The sequence below is a fragment of the Micromonospora sp. NPDC004540 genome, assembly GCF_040610095.1.
Taxonomy (GTDB): Bacteria; Actinomycetota; Actinomycetes; order Mycobacteriales; family Micromonosporaceae; genus Micromonospora.
In genome coordinates this window covers 1-19,313 of the sequence record NZ_JBEXLR010000061.1, presented here as the reverse complement: position 1 = coordinate 19,313, position 19,313 = coordinate 1, and the positions used below count along the sequence as shown (strand labels likewise).

The window sequence follows — 19,313 nt, the reverse complement described above, 5'->3', positions numbered from 1 at the left end:
AATCTTCTTCGCTGCTCTTGCCCGATGTCGGCCTCATGTTCGACGCTTCCGCCATGACCGCCGTTGACACCGCAGCCGTGCACGCCGGACGCGACGACCTCGCGGGCCTCGGCGTCCACGTACCGCCCATCGACCTCTCCACCACCAACCCGCTGCCCTCCGTGGCTGGCGGTGGCGACGACTACGAGACCCTCGCCACCGGCGGCACCCTCCCCGCCGGCGGCAGCGCCGTCTACCAGCGGCTCTGGAACCCCACCGTGGCGCGCTTCGAGACCGCCCTCGCCCAACTCGAAGGCACCGCCGAAGCCGTCGCCTTCGCCAGCGGGATGGCCGCCCTCACCGCCACCCTGCTCGCCGCCACCCGCGACGGGAAGCGGCACGTCGTCGCCGTCCGCCCCCTCTACGGCGGCACCGACCACGTGCTCGCCACCGGCCTGCTCGGCACCGAGGTCACCTGGGCCCGGCCCGACGAGGTCGCCGCCGCCATCCGCCCCGACACCGCGCTGGTCGTCGTCGAGACCCCGGCCAACCCCACCCTCGACCTGGTCGACATCGCCGCGCTCGTCACCGCCGCCGGCGACGTCCCGCTGCTCGTCGACAACACCGTCGCCACCCCGGTGCTCCAGCAGCCCGCCCGGCACGGCGCCGCCCTCGTGCTGCACAGCGCCACCAAGAGCATCGGCGGCCACGGCGACGTGCTCGCCGGCGTCGTCGCCTGCGCCCCCGAGTGGGCCACCCGGCTGCGCCAGGTCCGCGCCGTCACCGGCGCCGTCCTGCACCCGCTCGGCGCCTACCTCCTGCACCGCGGCCTGCAGACCCTGCCGCTGCGGGTCCGCGCCCAGCAGGCCGGCGCCGAGAAGCTCGCCGCCTGGCTCTCCGACCACCCCGCCGTCGCCCGGGTGCACCACCCCAGCGTCTTCGACCCGGCCGGGCTCGTCGGCCGGCAGATGGCCGGCCCCGGCAGCCTGCTCGCCTTCGAGGTACGCGGCGGCGCCCCCGCCGCGGCCGCCGTCGCCGGCGCCTGCCGGCTCATCACCCACGCCGTGTCGCTCGGCGGCGTCGACACGCTGATCCAGCACCCGGCCTCGCTCACCCACCGGCCGGTCGAGGGCGACGCCAAGCCCTGCGGCGGGCTGCTGCGCCTGTCCGTCGGGCTCGAGGACCCGGAGGACCTGCGCGCCGACCTGGCGCAGGCGCTCGCGGTGCTCTGACGAGGGTCAGGTCTTCGGGCCGACGTGGCGGTCCAGCGCCGCCACGGCGTCCCGCCGCGCCACCGACAGCGAGTTGCGCCGGTTCAGCCGCCAGGCGATGCCCAGCAGGTCGAGAGCCCACTGGCAGAGGCCCATGATGTCCGCCGACTCGTTGGTGAACATGTAGCGCGGGTAGACGTACTCCTTGCCGCGCACCACGACCCGGTTGGCGAACCGGCAGCCGTCGGAGTGGAACAGGCCGCGCAGGAAGTCGCCGGGGTGGGCCTCGACGATGGTCCGCTGCCAGTCGGCCAGGACGATCGGGCGCTCGTGCTTCTTGCCGGGCCCGTGCTGGGGAAACAGGCACGGCCAGTGCTTGCCGTAGCTCTGGACATTGACGCAGCCCTGTTGCGGGACGCGCTGCACCTTCTCCGCCAGCACCGCCCGCATCGCGTCGTCGCAGGCGCTGATCAGGCCCGGCCAGCCGTTACTGCAGGAGATCCGGAGCACCGGCACCCGCGCGGTGGTCACCAGATGCCCGTCGCCCAGGTAGAGGCCGAGCAGGTAGGCGTAGGCGGCGGGATCTGTCGGAACCCCGACATCCTTGCGGCAGCGGAAACATCGCAGCGCGGTGCCCTGAACGGCAGGCGTGGGGCGGTCCCTGCACCAGTGCCAGACCGTGCGGTAGTTGAGGCCGACACTGCGGGCCGCTTCGGCGACGGTGGCCCCGGACAGGAAGACCTGACGTGCTCGAGCGCGTATCTCGGGTGGATGCACGCGGACATCTTCGAACGCCTGTATGACAATTTGCGTGCCCCCGGTGGGATTCGAACCCACACTTTATGCAGTTTGAGTGCATCGTCTCTGCCATTGGACTACAGGGGCATTGCGCAGTTCAGCGGTGCAAGGATACCCACTACGCTAAGGGCGGTGGCACCCGGCACGGCGGGTGCAGAGCTCAGACTGGTGGGAGTGGCTCGTGGCCGAGATGCAGACGGATGCCGAGCGCAAGCGCGTTCTGATCGCCGAGGACGAGGCGCTCATCCGGCTGGACCTGGCCGAGATGCTGGTCGAAGAGGGCTACGAGGTGGTCGGCGAGGCCGGTGACGGCGAGACCGCCGTCAGGCTCGCCGAGGAGCTGAAGCCGGACCTGGTCATCCTCGACATCAAGATGCCGATCATGGACGGGCTGGCCGCCGCCGAGCGGATCGCCGGCGCCCGGATCGCCCCGGTGATCATCCTGACCGCGTTCAGCCAGCGCGACCTGGTGGAGCGGGCCCGCGCGGCCGGCGCGATGGCCTACCTCGTCAAGCCGTTCCAGAAGAGCGACCTGGTGCCGGCCGTGGAGATCGCGCTGTCCCGCTACTCGGAGATCGCGGCGCTCGAGGCGGAGGTCGCCGGCCTCACCGACCGGCTGGAGATCCGCAAGACCGTCGAGCGGGCCAAGGGCGCGCTCATGACGACGTACGGGATGACCGAGCCGCAGGCGTTCAAGTGGATCCAGCGCACCGCCATGGACCACCGGATGACCATGAAGGAGGTCGCCGAGCGGATCCTGGCCGAGACCGCCGGCGGCGAGGTGGCCCAGCCCGCCTCCTGATTTCCGCCCGACGACCGGCGCCCCCGCTGATCGAAGGGGCGCGGCTCGGCGGGTTCCACGCGTCGTGGCCGGTCGATACGATCGCCGCCATGCGGCGTCCGCTGGCGGTGCTCGGCCTGCTCGTGGTGCTGCTGGCTGCCTGCCGCTCGTCCGGCCGGGCCGAGCCTGCGCCCGCGCCCGAGCCGCTGCGGCCGGCCTGGCAGCCGGCCTCCCTGCCGCTCCCGTCCGGCCTCTCCGGCCGGCTGGCGCTGCGTGACGCGGCCGCCTGCGCCGGCCGCTGGTTCGTGGTGGGCGCCGTGGTCGACGCCGCGGGGGTGACCCGTCCGGCGGCCTGGTCGAGCGCCGACGCGGCCTCCTGGACGCCGCTGCGCGCGGTGCCGCGCAGCCCCTACGGCGAGGAGAACGTGCTGACCGCGGCGGGTTGCCGGGACGGCCGGCTGGCCGCGGTGGGCGGCAAGAGCGGCGGGGTGCACGGCAATCCGCGGATCAGCACCTGGCGGCAGGGCGCGGACGGCTCGCTGGTCGAGGTGCCGGCCGAGTTCGAGGTGTTCGGCGGCGCGGACGCGGTGAACGCGGGGCGGATCGCGGGTGGGTCGCGCGGCTGGTTGATCTCCGGCAACCGCGCCACCGGCGCGGCGGCCTGGGTGTCCCCGGACGGGGCGGACTTCCGGCTGGTGAGCGCGGTGCCGGGGCTGGCGACGGACGCGGGCGGCCGGCCCTGGGCGGCGGACGGCACGGCGACGGCGTCGGGCTGGCTCATGGTGGGCTCGGTGCAGGGGTCGGGGCGGACCGGATCGGCGGCCGTGGTGTGGACCTCGGCGGACGGGTCGGCCTGGCGGCGCGCGGTGCTGCCGGGCGGTGACGCGGACCAGGACCTGCAGCGGGTGGTCCGGGCGGGGGACCGGACGGTGGCGGTCGGCCGGCGCGGTGACGGCCTGGGCGCCTGGCTGGGGGAGGGCGACGCCTGGCGGCCGGGTGGGGGACTGGGCGGCGCGGGCACGGACCGGCCGGGCCGGGTGTGGGGGCTGGCGGCGCGCGGTGACGGTGCGTGGGCGGTGGTGGCCGGGTCGGCGGCGGGCGCGGGGTGGTTCTCGACGGACGGCACGCGGTGGTCGCCGGTGGCGCTGCCGGTGGCGGTGCCGGCGGCCAGTGACCGGACGGTGGCGGTGGCTGCGGCGGGTGAGGTGGCGCTGCTGCTGGTGGACGACGGCGCGGGGGCGCGGGTGTGGTCAGCGCGTGGGCCGTGGCGGCCCGCGTGAGGGCCCTCACCAGGGCGTTTCCGGTGAGTGTCGGATGTCCGATTTTCCCTCTCTCCCGCCCCGTGTGTTACAGCACATCTGTGAATCCGGCCACTCAACGTAACGGTTAGGTCAACCCCGCTGCTCAGGTCTACCTTCGCAGCCCGCTGGTGGGATAACGTCCCGGCCCAGACCGGGATCGCGGTCGGTCCGGGCTACCCCTGCAAGGTCCAATTCGCGGTGGGTGGTTTCCGGGCCTTCGGACGGAGGAGGGTACGAGCCGTGAGGCAGAAGCTCGCACGGGTGCTGGGTGGCGTGGCCATCGGCGCGCTCGTTTTCAGTGGCGCGGCCTGCAAGGCTGACAGTGGTAGTGAGGCGGGTGGCAGCAAGGCCGCCTGCGACCTGAAGATCGGCTTCTTCGGCCCGCTGACCGGTGACGCCGCGGGTCTCGGTATCCACATGCGCAACGGCACCAAGCTGGCCATCGACCAGTACAACAAGGACAACGCGGACTGCAAGGTCGTGCTCTCCGAGTACGACTCGCAGGGCGACCCGGCGAAGGCGCCGGCCCTGGCCCAGCAGGCGGTCGGCGACAGCAAGGTCGTCGGCATCATCGGCCCGGCGTTCTCCGGTGAGTCCGAGGTGGCGGACCCGATCTTCGACGAGGCCGGCCTGCCGATCATCACCCCGTCGGCGACCCGTCCGAGCCTGAGCACCAAGAACTGGAAGATCTTCCACCGGGGCGTCGGCAACGACACCTCGCAGGGCCCGGCCGCCGGTCGGTACATCAAGAACGTCCTCAAGGCCGACAAGGTCTACGTGGTGGACGACCAGTCGGCGTACGGCGCCGGCCTGGTGGACGAGGTGAAGAAGGTCATCGGCTCGGTCGCGGGCGAGGACAAGATCCAGGTCAAGCAGACCAACTTCTCCGCCGTGGTCACCAAGATCCAGAGCAGCGGTGCGAACGTCCTCTTCTTCGGTGGCTACTACACCGAGGCCGGCCTGCTGCTCAAGCAGCTCAAGGGCGCGGGCTGGAAGGGCACGATGGTCGCCGGTGACGGTGTCAACGACGCCAACTTCATCAAGGTCGCCGGCGAGCAGGTCGCCGAGGGCACCATCCTGACCTGCCCGTGCGCCCCGGCCACCGCGGCCAAGGGCACCTTCGTGACCGACTACAAGGCGGCCTTCGACAACGCCGAGCCGGGCACCTACGCCGACGTGTCGTTCGACATCACGAAGATCTTCCTCGAGGGCATCAAGGCCGGTAAGTCCTCCCGCGCCGACCTGCTCAGCTTCGTGAACTCCTACAGCGGCACCGGCGGCGCCACCGGCGTCACCTACAAGTTCGAGTCCAACGGTGAGCTGGACCCGGCCCAGGTGCTGGTCTGGGCGTTCAAGGTCAACGCGGGCAAGGTCGTCCCCGACATCGAGATCCCCAAGTCCTGACCGGTTCGTCCGGTCCCGGCACGGGACACCAGGCGTGCGGCCGGGAGATTTCCTCCCGGCCGCACCGCTTGGCCGCAACAGTTGGAGCCCCCACTTGAACTTCGATGAGCTCTTCGGGAACTTTCCGGCGCTGACCCTCACCGGCCTGGAGCAGGGCGCGATCTACGCGCTCATCGCCCTCGGCTACACCCTGGTGTACGGCGTTCTGCGCCTGATCAACTTTGCGCACTCCGAGGTCTTCATGGTCGGTACCTTCACCGCCCTGTGGACCTGGCAGGCCCTCGGCTACAACCAGAACTCGGCCGCCCCGGCCCTCGGCCCGCTGATCCTGGCGGTCGTCGCCGGTCTCGTGGTGGCGATGGCCGCCTCGGCGGTCACCGCGGTCACGGTCGAGTTGGTCGCCTACCGGCCGCTGCGCCGCCGCAACGCGCCGCCGCTGGCCTTCCTCATCACCGCGATCGGCGCGTCGTTCGTGCTCGCCGAGTCGTTCGGCATCGGCACCCGCCGGGCCCCGTTCGGCATGCCGGACCTGATCCCGTCGAAGACGGTCTTCACGGTCTTCGGCGCGTCGGTGACCAACATCCAGCTGCTCATCCTCGGCGTCACGCTGATCATGATGATCGGGCTGGACCAGTTCGTTAACCGCAGCCGGCTGGGCCGCGGCATCCGGGCGGTCGCCCAGGACGCGGACACCGCCGCGCTGATGGGCGTCAACAAGAACCGGGTCATCCTGCTGGTGTTCGTGCTCGGCGGCCTGATGGCCGGCGTGGGCGCGCTGCTGTGGGACCTGCGGTTCGGCTACACCAAGTTCAACGTCGGCTTCCTGATCGGGCTCAAGGCCTTCTCGGCCGCCGTGCTCGGCGGCATCGGCAACCTGCGCGGCGCGCTGCTCGGCGGCCTGCTGCTCGGCGTGGTGGAGAATTACGCGGCCGGCCTCTTCGGCGGCGAGTGGAAGGACTTCACCGGCTTCGTGCTGCTGATCGTGCTGCTGATGTTCCGGCCGACCGGTCTGCTCGGCGAATCTCTCGGGAGGGCGCGCGCATGACCGCCACCGTCGAAAACAAGCGGACCGCGGGCTTCAAGAGCCGCTGGGCGGCCATGCCGAAGCAGGTGCGCTGGGCGGCGATCGCCGCGCTGGTCGTCCTGCTCTACATCCTGCCCAACAAGTGGTTCTACGAGTACCTCGGTTTCCCCATCGGCAGCGACTACTTCGCCTTCTACACCACCCGCTCGGACTTCGCCGGCGTGCTCTTCGACACCGCCGTGTTCGTGCTGCTGGCCGTCGGGCTCAACGTGGTGGTCGGCTTCGCCGGCCTGCTCGACCTGGGCTACTTCGGCTTCTACGCGCTCGGCGCGTACACGGTCGCGCTGCTCACCTCGCCGGAGAGCCGGTTCGGCACGAACTGGCCGTGGCTGGCGGCGGTGCCGCTGGCGGTGATGGTGGCGATGGTCTCCGGCGTGATCCTCGGTGGCCCGACGCTGCGCCTGCGCGGTGACTACCTGGCCATCGTGACCCTCGGCTTCGCCGAGATGATCCGGCTCTACGCCGCGCGCCAGGACGGCCTCCTCCAGGGCCAGCGGGGCATCCCCGCGATCCCGCACCCGCCGGGCACCGGCACGGACGGCAAGCCGCTGTTCGGGGTGGTGGACGCCCGGCCGTACTACTGGCTGATGCTGACGCTGATCCTGATCGTGCTGCTCCTGATCCGGAACCTGGCCAACAGCCGGGTCGGCCGGGCCTGGGTGGCGATCCGCGAGGACGAGGACGCAGCCGAGATCATGGGCGTGCCGACGTTCAAGTACAAGCTGTGGGCGTTCGCCATCGGCGCGGCCGTGGCCGGTCTGACCGGTGCGGTCTTCGCCGGAAAGCAGACGTTCATCAACTCCGACCAGTTCGTGCTGGAGAGTTCCATCCTGGTGCTGGCCGCGGTGATCCTCGGCGGTGCCGGCAACATCAAGGGCGCCATCGTCGGCGGCGCGGTCACCTGGTACCTGCCGGAGTGGCTGCGCGGCGTCGGCGACCTCATCGGGGTGGAGTTCGACGCTGCCGAGTATCGGATCCTAGTCTTCGGTCTGGTGGTCATCGTCATGATGATCTTCCGGCCGCAGGGTCTGGTGCCCAACCGGCGGCGGGCGGCGGAGTTCGCCGACCGGCGCAAGGAAGCGGTTCCCCAGGAGACGGTGCCCAATGAGTGAGCCGCAGATGCACAGCGAGCGGGACGAGACCAGCGAGCGGGACATCGCCGACGACGGTCGCAGCACGGTCGGCACCCCGCCGGAGAAGGGCGCGGACACCCCGGTCGAGCCCACGCCGGGCGAGACCGCGCCGGCCGGGCGGGAGCCGCTGCTGGAGGTCGACCACGTCACCCTCCGCTTCGGGGGTGTGGTCGCCCTCAACGACGTCGCCTTCACCCTGTACAAGGGTGAGATCCTCGGCCTGATCGGCCCGAACGGCGCCGGCAAGACGACCTGCTTCAACGCGATGACCGGCGTCTACCGGCCCACCGAGGGCGAGATCCGGTTCGCCGGGCAGCGGATCAACGGCCGGCGCCGGAGCTGGATCACCAAGGCGGGCATCGCCCGGACGTTCCAGAACATCCGGCTCTTCCCGGAGATGACCGCGCTGGAGAACGTGATGGTGGGCGCGGATGCCCACCACAAGACCAGCGTGATCGCCGCGATGCTGCGGCTGCCGCGGCACTGGCGGGAGGAGCGGCAGGGCCGCGAGAAGGCGTACGAGTTGCTGCGCTTCGTCGGCATCGAGCGCCGCGCCGGGGACCTGGCCCGCAACCTCTCGTACGGCGAGCAGCGCCGGCTGGAGATCGCCCGGGCCCTGGCCACGGATCCGACCCTGCTCTGCCTGGACGAGCCGGCCGCCGGCTTCACCCCGGCGGAGAAGGAGGAACTGCTCGGCCTGATCCGGAAGATCCGCGACAATGGCACGACGGTGCTGCTGATCGAGCACGACATGCGACTCGTCATGGGCGTGACCGATCGGATCGTGGTGCTGGAGTTCGGCAAGAAGATCGCCGAGGGCCTGCCGGCCGAGGTCCGGGAGGACCCGAAGGTGATCGCCGCGTACCTGGGGGTGCCGACCGATGCTGCTTGAGATCAACGACCTGACCCTGCTCTACGGGCGGATCCAGGCGCTGCACGGGATCAGCCTGACGGTCAACGAGGGCGAGGTGGTGGCCCTGATCGGCGCGAACGGCGCCGGCAAGACCACCACTATGCGGGCCATCTCCGGGCTGCGCCCGGTGGCCTCCGGCTCGATCGTCTTCGACGGCACCGACGTCACACGGATGCGGGCCGACCTGCGGGTGGTCCGGGGCATCGGGCAGGCGCCCGAGGGCCGGGGCGTCTTCCCCGGGATGAGCGTCCTGGAGAACCTGGAGATGGGCGCCTACACCCGCAAGGACCGGTCGGGCATCGCCGAGGACATGAAGATGGTCATGGACCTCTTCCCCCGGCTCGCCGAGCGGCGCAAGCAGCCGGGCGGCACGCTCTCCGGCGGTGAGCAGCAGATGCTGGCGGTGGGCCGGGCGCTGATGGCCCGCCCGCGGCTGCTGCTGCTCGACGAGCCCTCGATGGGGCTCGCGCCGATGCTGATCCAGCAGATCTTCGAGATCATCACCCGAATCAACGAGCAGGGCACCACCATCCTGCTGGTGGAGCAGAACGCCCAGCAGGCGCTCTCCCGGGCCCACCGGGGCTACGTGCTGGAGACCGGCCGGATCGTCAAGGAGGGCACCGGCCGGGACCTGCTGCACGACCCGGCGGTCAAGGAGGCGTACCTCGGCGTCGCCTGAGTCCTACCCGTCGGCGGCCGGCCGTCCCCTCGCGGGGCGGCCGGCCGCCGCCGTTTCGCCGGTGCCGCCGTGCGCCGGGTTGTCGGCGGTACGGACTAGAGTCGCTGCCGTGACAGCTACGACGCCGCGCCTGCTCCTCGTCGACGGACACTCCCTGGCATACCGGGCATTCTTCGCCCTGCCGGTGGAGAACTTCTCCACCACCACGGGGCAGCCGACCAACGCCGTCTACGGCTTCACCTCGATGCTGATCAACGTGCTCCGCGACGAGCAGCCCAGCCACATCGTGGTCGCCTTCGACGTCTCCCGCCGCTCCTTCCGCACCGAGAAGTACGCGGAGTACAAGGCCGGCCGCAGCGAGACCCCGACCGACTTCAAGGGCCAGGTCAGCCTGGTCAAGGAGGTCCTCGCGGCGCTGCGCATCCCGGTGGTGGAGAAGGAGGGCTACGAGGCCGACGACGTCATCGCCACCCTCGCCTGCCAGGCCCGCGACCAGGGCATGGACGTGCTGATCACCACCGGCGACCGCGACGCCTTCCAGCTCGTCGGCGACCGGGTCACCGTGCTCTACCCGCGCAAGGGCGTCTCCGACCTGGCCCGGATGGACCCGGCCGCGGTCGAGGCGAAGTACGGCGTCGGGCCGGGCCGCTACCGCGACCTGGCCGCCCTGGTCGGCGAGACCAGCGACAACCTGCCCGGCGTCCCGGGCGTCGGCCCGAAGACCGCCGCCAAGTGGATCAACCTGTACGACGGGGTCGAGGGCGTGGTCGCCCGGGCCGACGAGATCAAGGGCAAGGCCGGCGACAGCCTGCGCGAGCGACTCGCCGACGTGATCCGCAACTACGAGATCAACTGCCTGGTCACCGACCTGGAGCTGCCGGTGCGCCCGGAGGACGCCCGCTGGCAGGGCTGGGACCGGGAGGCCGTGCACCAGGTCTTCGATACGCTCCAGTTCCGCATCCTGCGCGACCGTCTCTACCAGTACCTGGAGGCCGTCGAGCCGGAGGCCGAGGCCGGCTTCGAGCTGGCCGGGCAGGTGCTCACCGAGCCCGGCGCGCTCGCCGGCTGGCTGGCCACGCACGCCCCGGCCGGCACCCCGGTCGGCGTGGCGGCCAAGCTCGACACCGGCCCCAACCGGCGGCACACCGCCGCGGTGACCGGGATGGCGCTGGCCACCGCCGGCGGCGCGGCCGCCTGGTTCGACCCGGCCACGCTCGACCCCAAGGACGAGGGTGCGCTGGCCGGCTGGCTGGCCGACGAAGCCCGGCCCAAGGTGCTGCACGACAGCAAGCCGGCCGTGCTGGCGTTCGCCGCGCACGGCTGGGACCTGCAGGGCATCTCCCGCGACACCCAGATCGCCGCCTACCTGGCCCGTCCCGACCAGCGCTCCTACGACCTCACCGACCTGGCGCTGCGCTACCTGCACCGCGAGCTGCGGGTCGACGCGCCGGAGAGCGGCCAGCTCACCCTCGACGGGCTCGGCGACGACGGGGCCGCCGAGCAGAACCTGATGCTCCAGGCCCGGGCCACCCTCGACCTGGCCGACGCGATCGACGCCGAGCTGTCCCGCGACGGCGAGCAGTCCGCCCGGCTGATGGCCGGCGTCGAGCTGCCGCTGATGCGGGTGCTGGCCACCATGGAGCGCACCGGCATCGCCGCCGACACCGAATACCTCTCCGAGCTGGAGGCGCACTTCGCCGCCGAGGTGAAGGCCGCCGCCCAGGGCGCCTACGCGGCGGTCGGGCGGGAGTTCAACCTGGGCTCGCCCAAGCAGCTCCAGGAGATCCTCTTCGGCGAGCTGGGCCTGCCCAAGACCAAGAAGATCAAGACCGGCTACACCACCGACGCCGACGCCCTCCAGTGGCTCTACGCGCAGAACCCGCACCCGGTGCTGGCCCACCTGCTGCGACACCGCGACGTCGCCAAGCTCAAGATGACCGTCGACGGGCTGCTCAAGTCGGTCTCCGACGACGGCCGGATCCACACCACCTTCAACCAGACGGTGGCGGCCACCGGCCGGCTCTCCTCGACCGAGCCCAACCTGCAGAACATCCCGATCCGCACCGAGGAGGGGCGGCGGATCCGGCGCGCCTTCGTGGTCGGCGAGGGCTACGAGTGCCTGCTCACCGCCGACTACAGCCAGATCGAGATGCGGATCATGGCGCACCTGTCCTCCGACGACGCGCTGATCGAGGCGTTCAACTCGGGGCACGACTTCCACGCCGCGACCGCCTCGTCGGTCTTCACCGTCGAGGTCGACCAGGTCACCGCCGACCAGCGCCGCAAGATCAAGGCCATGAACTACGGCCTGGCGTACGGGCTGAGCGCGTTCGGCCTGTCCCAGCAGCTCGGGATCACCGCCGAGGAGGCCCGCGGGCTGATGGAGAACTACTTCGCCGGCTTCGGCGGGGTCCGCGACTACCTCCAGGAGGTGGTGGCGCGGGCTCGGCAGGACGGCTACACCTCCACCATCCTGGGCCGCCGCCGCTACCTGCCCGACCTGGTCAGCGACAACCGGCAGCGCCGGGAGATGGCCGAGCGGATGGCGCTCAACGCCCCGATCCAGGGCTCCGCGGCCGACATCATCAAGGTCGCCATGCTGCACGTCGACACCGCGCTGCGCGACGCCGGGCTGCGCTCCCGGATGCTGCTCCAGGTGCACGACGAGCTGGTCTTCGAGGTGGCCCCCGGCGAGCGGGAGACCCTGGAGGCGCTGGTCCGCAAGGAGATGGGGGAGGCGTACCCGCTCTCCGTGCCGCTGGAGGTCTCCGTCGGCGAGGGCCGCGACTGGAACAGCGCCGACCACTGACCCGCGCGAGCCACGGCGAGCGCGTGTCAGTGGTCGGCCGCGGTTGCCGCGGCTGGTCAGCGCCGATGCGCGGTCAGCGGCCCGGCCCGCGGCGCTCCCTGGGTGGGGCGCCGTGCCGCTGCAGGGCCTTGCGGGACGGGCCGCCGGGCGGCGGCAGTGGGCCCTTCACCGGGTCGTGGCCCCAGTTCATCAGGGAATACCGCCACCGGGTCCGGCGCACGTCGCCGCTCGGTCGCTGGGCCATGTGCCGCCGGACGTAGCCGACGACCTTGCGCATGTGCTTGTAGTCGGCGGCGGTGAGCTGGTCGCGCTTGCGGCGCAGCAGGGCGATGATCCTCCGGCCCGACTCGTGGCCGACCGACTCGCCGCCCCGGGTACCCTTCCGCCAGCCCACGTGCTTGGACTCGTCGGTCTCCAGCCACTGCTGGAGTTCGCCCGGCTTCATGTTCACCGCCTCGGTGAACTCCCGGTAGGTCTGCTGCGGCTCGTCACTTCGGCTCATGACGCAGCACCTCCGGTCGGTGGGCGACGTCCCGGCCCGAGTCGTCGTTGCGGATCCGGTACTGCGGCTCCTCCATCGAGGCGTTCACGGCGTGCCCGCGGACGTGTGTGCGCTCGGTCAGCTTCTCCTTGACGACCCCGTACGCCCGGCCGCTGTGGCTGGCCCAGGAGACGTGGTCGCCCCGGCGGAACTCCTCCTTCTCGGCCATGCCGTCCGGGTACCCGGGCCCGGGGAGCGGAAACGACGCCGGCTACGGAGTGATCTCGGCGATCGGCAGCTTGATGTCGAAGGGCTGCGGCAGTTCGATGAGCTCGGCGCTGTCGGCGACGAGCTCGTACTGCCGCTCGCCGCTCGGACTCAACCGCTCACTGAGCCGGTAGGCGTAGAGATGGACCGGGTCCTGTTCGATCCGCCAGAAGAACGGGATGCCCGCGGCGGCGTACTCGGCCGGCTTGGCGAAGCGGTCGACCCGACGAGTGCCGGGCGAGACGATCTCCACAGCGAGGATCACGTCGTGTGGCCCGACTTCCGAGGCGTTCGACGCCACCTCCGCTCGGCACAGCAGCACGTCAGGTCGGCGACTGGTGTTCCTCGCCAGTTCCACGCCGACGTCCTGGGTGGTGCGGAGGTGTCGGGGCGCGTGGGTGTGCAGCCACAGCCGCAGCAGGAACGAGATGTCCTGATGGCCCAGGGTGGGGGAGGGTGTCACCTGGATGACTCCGTCGACGAGTTCGACGCGTGGAGCGTCGTCCGGCAGGTTGAGCAGGTCCTCCAGCGTGTAGTCGGCACGCTGCTGCCGGAACGGGTCAGGACACCAGGGGCCAGGTGGTGTCGCGATCGGCTCGGCGCTCACCCGCTCAGCGTAACTCGGCCCCTGGTCGGGTGAGTCGCACTGATTGTCCGGTTGCGTCATTCCGTCGACCTCTTGGCGACGAAGATCGCCGTGCCGGGGAAGAGGCGGCCGCGCAGCGGGCTCCACTGCCCCCAGATCCCCTCGTGCCCCGCCGGCCACTCCGGCTCCACGAGGTCCAGCAGCTGGAACCCGGCGCCGACCAGCTCGCGGATCCGGTCGCCGAGGGTGCGGTGCTGCTCGACGTACGTGGCCACGCCGTTCTCGTCCTGCTCCACGTAGGGGGAGCGGTCGAAGTACGAGTGCACGGCGGTCAGCCCGCCCTCGCCCGGGTCGTCCAGGAAGATCCAGCGCATCGGGTGGGTGACCGAGAAGACCCACCGGCCGCCCGGGCGCAGCACCCGGGCCACCTCGCGCATCGCCGCCGCCGAGTCGTCCACGAACGGGATCGCGCCGAACGCCGTGCAGACCGTGTCGAAGGCCGCGTCGGCGAACGGCAGGGCGAGCGCGTCGGCCTGCACGAGCGGCACGCGTACCCCGGTCCGGGCGGCGGCCTCGGCGGCGTGCCGCAACATGCCGGCGGACAGGTCCAGGGCGACCGGCCGGGCGCCCTGCGCGGCGAGCCAGCGGGCGGCGGCGGCCGCGCCGCAGCCGAGTTCCAGGATCCGGCGGCCGGCCACTTCGCCGAGCAGGCGGGCGTCGGCCTCGCGCAGCCCCTCCGGGCACCAGACGAAGTCGACCTCGCCAAGGAACGCGCCGTGCTCGGCCTGGTAGGCGTCGGCGTCCGTGTCCCACCAGCCCCGGTTGGCCCGGCGGATCTCGGCGGCGCCCACCCGGCGTCGGGTCACCCTGTCGTCGTCCACCCGCCCACGCTAGGCCCTCGGCGGTCGAACGCGGCGTGCGGGCCGCTCGGGGCGGGGGTGTGGCGGCTGGGGCGGATGTGACGGACGAGACAGCTGTGGCACCTTACCGCGCGAAATCTCCGCTTTCGCAGCTGACGAGCCCACGGAGACCCGGGAGGGCTTGCACGCTGTGGTAATGCAGCGGGTAGGCTAGACGATGCGCTCGCGGATCGTGTGCCTCGGCAGGGAGCAGGTGCGCGGTCACCGGAGCCACTAATGATCTTCTCATGGCGATCGTTCGGTGTGCCCGGTGACGGATCCGCTGGCGCGGACAGGTCACTGCGACGCCACGCCTGCTGTGACAACCCATCCGACCGGAGCAACCGCCCACATGACGAGCAGCATCGAGGCCCCCTCGAGCGCCAACAAGGTCACGCACGACGATCTCGGTTCCGAGGAGGCTTTCCTCGCCGCGATCGACGAGACCATCAAGTACTTCAACGACGGCGACATTGTCGAAGGCACCGTCGTCAAGGTCGACCGGGACGAGGTCCTGCTCGACATCGGCTACAAGACCGAGGGCGTCATCCCCTCTCGGGAGTTGTCGATCAAGCACGACGTGGACCCCGCCGAGGTCGTCTCGGTCGGTGACCACATCGAGGCCCTTGTCCTCCAGAAGGAGGACAAGGAGGGGCGTCTGATCCTCTCCAAGAAGCGGGCGCAGTACGAGCGGGCCTGGGGCACGATCGAGAAGATCAAGGACGAGGACGGCGTCGTCCGCGGCTCGGTCATCGAGGTCGTCAAGGGTGGTCTCATCCTCGACATCGGCCTGCGCGGCTTCCTGCCCGCGTCGCTGGTCGAGATGCGGCGGGTGCGTGACCTGCAGCCGTACGTCGGCCGCGAGCTCGAGGCCAAGATCATCGAGCTGGACAAGAACCGCAACAACGTGGTCCTGTCCCGCCGGGCCTGGCTGGAGCAGACGCAGTCCGAGGTGCGCACCGAGTTCCTCAACAAGCTGCAGAAGGGCCAGGTCCGCAAGGGCGTCGTCTCTTCGATCGTCAACTTCGGCGCGTTCGTCGACCTGGGCGGCGTGGACGGCCTGGTGCACGTCTCCGAGCTCTCCTGGAAGCACATCGACCACCCGTCCGAGGTCGTCGAGGTGGGCCAGGAGGTCGAGGTCGAGGTCCTGGACGTCGACCTGGACCGCGAGCGGGTCTCGCTGTCGCTGAAGGCGACCCAGGAGGACCCGTGGCGGCAGTTCGCCCGCACCCACGCGATCCAGCAGATCGTGCCGGGTAAGGTCACCAAGCTGGTGCCGTTCGGCGCCTTCGTCCGGGTGGACGACGGCATCGAGGGCCTGGTCCACATCTCCGAGCTGGCCGAGCGCCACGTGGAGATCCCGGAGCAGGTCGTGCAGGTCGGCTCCGAGGTCATGGTCAAGGTCATCGACATCGACCTGGAGCGCCGCCGGATCTCGCTGTCGCTCAAGCAGGCCAACGAGGGCTTCGTCGAGGGCGAGGAGCACTTCGACCCGACCCTCTACGGCATGGCCGCGACCTACGACACCGAGGGCAACTACATCTACCCGGAGGGCTTCGACCCGGAGACGGGCGAGTGGCTCGAGGGCTACGACAAGCAGCGCGAGACGTGGGAGAACCAGTACGCCGAGGCCCGTCAGCGCTGGGAGGCCCACACCAAGCAGGTGCAGACCTCCCGGGCCGCCGACGCCGAGGCCGCTGCCAACCCGGCTCCGGCCGTGTCCGGCACCACCACCACGACCACGGCTCCGAGCCGTCAGGCCGAGGAGCCGGCCGGCACGCTGGCCACCGACGAGGCGCTCGCCGCGCTGCGGGAGAAGCTCGCCGGCGGCAAGTGACCCGGTGACAACCCCAGCTCGGCACGGCCGGCGCTGGAGAAGTCGCTGACGACGACAGGCCCCGTCCCCGCGATCCGGTACCACCGGATCGCCGGGGGCGGGGCCTTCGCCGTGTCCGGGGCAGGTTGGCACCGGAAACGGTGATCGGGTTGACTGTTGCGGTGCTGAAGGTGGGATTGACCGGCGGAATCGGGTCCGGCAAGAGCGCGGTGTCCAGCCGGCTGGCCGCGCTCGGCGCGGTGATCGTCGACGCCGATCGGATCGCCCGCGAGGTGGTCGCCCCGGGCAGCGAGGGCCTTGCCGAGATCGTCGCGACCTTCTCCGACCGGGTCCTCGACGCCGACGGTGCGCTGGACCGGGCCGCCCTGGGCGCCCTGGTCTTCGGCGACGAGGCCGCCCGCCGCCGACTGGAGGCGATCACCCACCCCCGGGTCCGGGCCCGCACCGCCGCGCTGGTCGCCGAGGCGCCCCCCGACGCCGTCGTGGTCAACGACGTGCCGCTGCTGGTCGAGGTGGGGCTCGCGCCCACGTACCACCTGGTGCTGGTGGTGCAGGCGGCGGTGGCCACCCGGCTGGAGCGGCTGGCCCGCGACCGCGGCATGGACCGCGCGGAGGCCGAGCGGCGGATCGCCGCGCAGGCCGACGACGCCCGTCGGCAGGCCGCGGCGGACGTGCTGCTCGACAACGACGGCACGCTGGCCGAGCTGAACGCCGCCGTGGACGCCCTCTGGCACGAGCGCCTGCTGCCCTACGAGCGAAACGTCCGGGAACGCCGCGCGGTCCGGCCCGAGCAGGTGGTGCTCACCGAGCCCGACCCGACGTGGCCCCAGCAGTACGCGCGACTGGCCGCCCGGATCCGCCACGCGGCCGGCGCCGACCTGCGGGTCGACCACATCGGCTCCACCGCCGTGCCCGGGCTCGCCGCCAAGGACGTCATCGACATCCAGCTCACCGTGCCGTCGCTGGCCGACGCGGACGGGCCGCTCGCCGACCGGCTGGCCGAGGCGGGCTTTCCCCGGCTGCCCGGCGACTGGTGGGACAACGCCCGCCCGCCCGGCAGCCCCCGGTGGGAAAAGCGGCTGCACGGCAGCGCCGACCCCGGCCGCCCGGTGCACCTGCACCTCCGGGTGGCCGACTCGCCCGGCTGGCGCTACGCCCTGCTGACGCGCGACCACCTGCGCGCCGACCCGGGGCAGCGGGCCGCGTACCTGCAGGTGAAGCGGGAGCTCGCCGCTGCCGCGCCGGACAGCGCCACCTACGGCACCCTGAAGGACCCCTGGTTCGACGAGGAGCACCTGCTGGCCGAGGAGTGGGCCGCGCAGACCGGCTGGCGGCCCTGAGCCCGCTCAGCGGCGTCTCGTCGACGGCCTGACCATCCGCTCGGCGCCGGGCAGCGCCGGCACCGGCCCCGGGCTGAGTTCCAGCTGGACCCAGACCCCCCGCCCCGTGCGCAGCTCCAGCCGGCGCGCCAGCCCGCCCCGGTCGACCCACCAGCGCAGCGTGCCGCGTACCTCGATGACGTCCACCGTCCGGTTCGCGACCCGGTCGGCGCGGATCCGGACCGCCGCGGTGGCCGGCACGGCGCCGGCCCGCAGCGCCGCATCGAGCAGCCGCTCCACGTCGTCGCCCGGCGGCCGTCCGGCCGCCCGGACCAGCCCGGCCGGCGCCGGCAGCGGTGGGGCCGGCGCGGCGCCCGCCGGCACCACGAGCCGGGCCACGCTGCCCGGCCTTGCCCGCACCAGCGTGCGGCGCCCTGGGTCGTCGCCCGCCACCACCGAGAGGTACGCGGCGGAGCCCGCCCAGCTCAGCCAGCCGGTGCCGCGCAGGCCGGCGGAGGGCTCGGTCACGGTCAGCGTGGCGCCGCCGGCCGCTCGCAGTCGGGCGGGCAGCCGGGCCAGCCGGTCGGCCTCGGCGTCGGAGAGTGCCCGGGGCAACCCGGGCCGGCCACCGAGCGCATCCACCGGGCGCAGCGTGGGGCGGTCGGCGCGGGCCAGCTCGACGGTGACCGGGGTGCCGTCCGGCAGCCAGCCGGCCAGCCGGTGCAGCCGGGCGTCCCGGTCGACCCAGAGCTGGGGTTGCGGGTCCGGCGGGCCGGTGGTCGCCGGTCCCGGCGTGCTGCCGTGCGCGGTCGGGCCCAGGGGCGCGAGGGGCGCCTGGAGGACGTCCACGGGGACGCCGTCGACGGTCTCCCGGCGCAGCCAGCGCGCCTCGGGGCCGGCGGGGTCGACCCGGTCCGCGCCGAGCCCCAGCAGCAGGTCCCGCACCGCCGGCAGGCCGCGCCCGGCCGGCAGCTCCCGCAGCCGCCACCGGTCGTCCGGGGGCACCAGCGGGGGCGGCGCCGGGGTGGCCGTGGCGGCGGGATCGGGCCGGACCAGCAGCGTCGACGGGGTCGCCTGGACCAGCCCCCGCTCGGCGCCGGCGCCGGGGCCGCCGACGTCCAGGTAGACCAGCGGCCGGGCCCAGTCGACCCAGCCGACCAGCTCGGTCCGGCCGCCGCCCTCGCCCACCGTGACCCGCACGCCGGCGCGGACGTCCCGCTGGTTGGTGACCCGCAGGGCGGCCAGCCGGTCGGCCTCGGCGGCGGTGAGCGGGCGGGCTGTCCCGGTGGACTCGACCGGCTCGGGCGGCTCGGGTGACCAGCTCAGCAGCCCGGCGACCAGGGCAGCCGCCGAGGCCGTGGCGGCCGCCGCGAGCGCGACCAGGAGGGCGCGGCGGCGGGTCGGTTGCTCGGGTGGGTCGCCAGTCCCGTCCAGTTCGGGGTCGCCGGGCGGCTCGAACGGGGCGGCCGGGCGCCTGCCGACGGTCGGATCGAGCCGCCGGCGGCGGCCGGGGGTGGGCGTGGATCCGCTGGTGGTGGTGCCGGTGCGGGCGCGGTGGTGGCCGCGGCCGGGCCCGCGGGCGGGGGGCCTCGCCGCGGGCTCGGTCGCGGTGGGGTGGTCGACCGCGGGGATGCGGCCGCCGGCGGTCGCTCGCCCGGTCCGCCGCTTCTCGGATCTCGGCGACCTGCCGTTCGTGGCGAACGGTAGGTCTCCAGGATCTCCCGGATCAGGGCCGGCGGTCCGGGCCGGGCCGTCGGCGTTCGGTGCGCTGGTGCCGGGACCTTCCGGGTCGTCCGTGGCGGCGACGTGCGCGGGCGGATCGTCCGCTGGGC

17 protein-coding genes and 1 tRNA gene are annotated in these 19,313 nt (G+C 72.5%); 11 read left to right on the top strand and 7 right to left on the bottom strand.

Translation table 11 applies throughout. The features are described 5' to 3' along the window. The first annotated feature begins 35 nt into the window (after nt 1-35). Nucleotides 36-1,211 (top strand): PLP-dependent aspartate aminotransferase family protein, encoded by a 1,176-nt coding sequence (locus ABZV78_RS20235; RefSeq protein WP_355640630.1) that lies wholly within the window; start codon nt 36-38, stop codon nt 1,209-1,211. A gap of 6 nt (nt 1,212-1,217) precedes the next feature. Here ABZV78_RS20235 and ABZV78_RS20230 read toward each other — a convergent pair whose 3' ends face one another. Both ABZV78_RS20230 and ABZV78_RS20225 read right to left on the bottom strand, forming a co-directional pair. Continuing rightward, on the bottom strand, nt 1,218-1,967 hold the full coding sequence (locus tag ABZV78_RS20230) for a transcriptional regulator (RefSeq protein ID WP_355640628.1): 750 nt from the start codon (nt 1,965-1,967) through the stop codon (nt 1,218-1,220). Between the two features lie 35 nt (nt 1,968-2,002). Continuing rightward, a tRNA-Leu gene (locus ABZV78_RS20225) sits at nt 2,003-2,075 on the bottom strand. A 94-nt stretch (nt 2,076-2,169) separates the two neighbouring features. Here ABZV78_RS20225 and ABZV78_RS20220 point away from each other — a divergent pair. The 8 genes from ABZV78_RS20220 (at nt 2,170) to polA (ending at nt 12,092) form a co-directional block, all read left to right on the top strand. Continuing rightward, nucleotides 2,170-2,790: a response regulator gene (locus tag ABZV78_RS20220; RefSeq protein WP_355640667.1), complete on the top strand. Its 621-nt coding sequence runs from the start codon at nt 2,170-2,172 to the stop codon at nt 2,788-2,790. An 89-nt stretch (nt 2,791-2,879) separates the two neighbouring features. Further along, complete coding sequence (locus ABZV78_RS20215) at nt 2,880-4,049, top strand: hypothetical protein (RefSeq protein WP_355640626.1); 1,170 nt, start codon at nt 2,880-2,882, stop codon at nt 4,047-4,049. Nucleotides 4,050-4,310: 261 nt separating this feature from the next. Next, a complete protein-coding gene (locus ABZV78_RS20210; RefSeq protein WP_355640624.1) occupies nt 4,311-5,474 on the top strand; it encodes a branched-chain amino acid ABC transporter substrate-binding protein in 1,164 nt (387 codons plus the stop codon). A 94-nt stretch (nt 5,475-5,568) separates the two neighbouring features. Then, the gene (locus tag ABZV78_RS20205) at nt 5,569-6,519 is read left to right on the top strand and encodes a branched-chain amino acid ABC transporter permease (RefSeq protein ID WP_355640622.1); all 951 of its coding nucleotides are present in this window, start codon (nt 5,569-5,571) and stop codon (nt 6,517-6,519) included. Beyond that, entirely contained in the window at nt 6,516-7,670 is a 1,155-nt protein-coding gene (locus ABZV78_RS20200) for a branched-chain amino acid ABC transporter permease (protein WP_355640620.1), read from the top strand. The genes ABZV78_RS20205 and ABZV78_RS20200 overlap by 4 nt, the downstream gene beginning before the upstream one ends. Continuing rightward, nucleotides 7,663-8,583, top strand: coding sequence for an ABC transporter ATP-binding protein (locus tag ABZV78_RS20195; RefSeq protein WP_355640618.1), 921 nt, complete (start codon nt 7,663-7,665; stop codon nt 8,581-8,583). The genes ABZV78_RS20200 and ABZV78_RS20195 overlap by 8 nt, the downstream gene beginning before the upstream one ends. After that, nucleotides 8,573-9,283 carry an ABC transporter ATP-binding protein gene (locus ABZV78_RS20190; protein ID WP_355640616.1) on the top strand — a complete coding sequence of 237 codons (711 nt, stop codon included), beginning with the start codon at nt 8,573-8,575 and terminating at the stop codon, nt 9,281-9,283. The genes ABZV78_RS20195 and ABZV78_RS20190 overlap by 11 nt, the downstream gene beginning before the upstream one ends. Nucleotides 9,284-9,392: 109 nt before the next feature. Then, entirely contained in the window at nt 9,393-12,092 is a 2,700-nt protein-coding gene (polA, locus tag ABZV78_RS20185) for a DNA polymerase I (protein ID WP_355640614.1), read from the top strand. Between the two features lie 73 nt (nt 12,093-12,165). On the opposite strand, the gene ABZV78_RS20180 is transcribed toward polA, so the two are convergent. From ABZV78_RS20180 to ABZV78_RS20165, 4 genes are read right to left on the bottom strand one after another with little or no spacing between them, the layout of a single operon-like run. Next, the gene (locus ABZV78_RS20180; RefSeq protein ID WP_355640612.1) at nt 12,166-12,594 is read right to left on the bottom strand and encodes a DUF3140 domain-containing protein; all 429 of its coding nucleotides are present in this window, start codon (nt 12,592-12,594) and stop codon (nt 12,166-12,168) included. Then, a complete protein-coding gene (locus ABZV78_RS20175) occupies nt 12,581-12,802 on the bottom strand; it encodes a DUF2945 domain-containing protein (protein ID WP_355640610.1) in 222 nt (73 codons plus the stop codon). The genes ABZV78_RS20180 and ABZV78_RS20175 overlap by 14 nt, the downstream gene beginning before the upstream one ends. 42 nt (nt 12,803-12,844) lie before the next feature. Further along, nucleotides 12,845-13,447: a Uma2 family endonuclease gene (locus ABZV78_RS20170; RefSeq protein WP_355640608.1), complete on the bottom strand. Its 603-nt coding sequence runs from the start codon at nt 13,445-13,447 to the stop codon at nt 12,845-12,847. 56 nt (nt 13,448-13,503) lie between these two features. Further along, complete coding sequence (locus ABZV78_RS20165) at nt 13,504-14,307, bottom strand: class I SAM-dependent methyltransferase (protein WP_355640606.1); 804 nt, start codon at nt 14,305-14,307, stop codon at nt 13,504-13,506. A 370-nt stretch (nt 14,308-14,677) separates the two neighbouring features. Here ABZV78_RS20165 and rpsA point away from each other — a divergent pair, with 370 nt between their 5' ends. Further along, nucleotides 14,678-16,162: a 30S ribosomal protein S1 gene (rpsA, locus tag ABZV78_RS20160; protein WP_355640604.1), complete on the top strand. Its 1,485-nt coding sequence runs from the start codon at nt 14,678-14,680 to the stop codon at nt 16,160-16,162. A 161-nt stretch (nt 16,163-16,323) separates the two neighbouring features. Further along, the gene (gene coaE, locus ABZV78_RS20155) at nt 16,324-17,502 is read left to right on the top strand and encodes a dephospho-CoA kinase (RefSeq protein ID WP_355640665.1); all 1,179 of its coding nucleotides are present in this window, start codon (nt 16,324-16,326) and stop codon (nt 17,500-17,502) included. A gap of 6 nt (nt 17,503-17,508) precedes the next feature. On the opposite strand, the gene ABZV78_RS20150 is transcribed toward coaE, so the two are convergent. Beyond that, entirely contained in the window at nt 17,509-19,113 is a 1,605-nt protein-coding gene (locus ABZV78_RS20150; protein WP_355640663.1) for a hypothetical protein, read from the bottom strand. Nucleotides 19,114-19,313: the final 200 nt, after the last annotated feature.

Bases quoted from the DNA above. Each gene is read 5' to 3' on its own strand.
- ABZV78_RS20235 (WP_355640630.1), top strand. From the start codon at position 36: ATGTTCGACGCTTCCGCCATGACCGCCGTTGACACCGCAGCCGTGCAC.
- ABZV78_RS20175 (WP_355640610.1), bottom strand. From the start codon at position 12,802: ATGGCCGAGAAGGAGGAGTTCCGCCGGGGCGACCACGTCTCCTGGGCC.
- ABZV78_RS20195 (WP_355640618.1), top strand. From the start codon at position 7,663: ATGAGTGAGCCGCAGATGCACAGCGAGCGGGACGAGACCAGCGAGCGG.
- ABZV78_RS20180 (WP_355640612.1), bottom strand. From the start codon at position 12,594: ATGAGCCGAAGTGACGAGCCGCAGCAGACCTACCGGGAGTTCACCGAG.
- ABZV78_RS20200 (WP_355640620.1), top strand. From the start codon at position 6,516: ATGACCGCCACCGTCGAAAACAAGCGGACCGCGGGCTTCAAGAGCCGC.
- ABZV78_RS20190 (WP_355640616.1), top strand. From the start codon at position 8,573: ATGCTGCTTGAGATCAACGACCTGACCCTGCTCTACGGGCGGATCCAG.
- rpsA (WP_355640604.1), top strand. From the start codon at position 14,678: ATGACGAGCAGCATCGAGGCCCCCTCGAGCGCCAACAAGGTCACGCAC.
- ABZV78_RS20215 (WP_355640626.1), top strand. From the start codon at position 2,880: ATGCGGCGTCCGCTGGCGGTGCTCGGCCTGCTCGTGGTGCTGCTGGCT.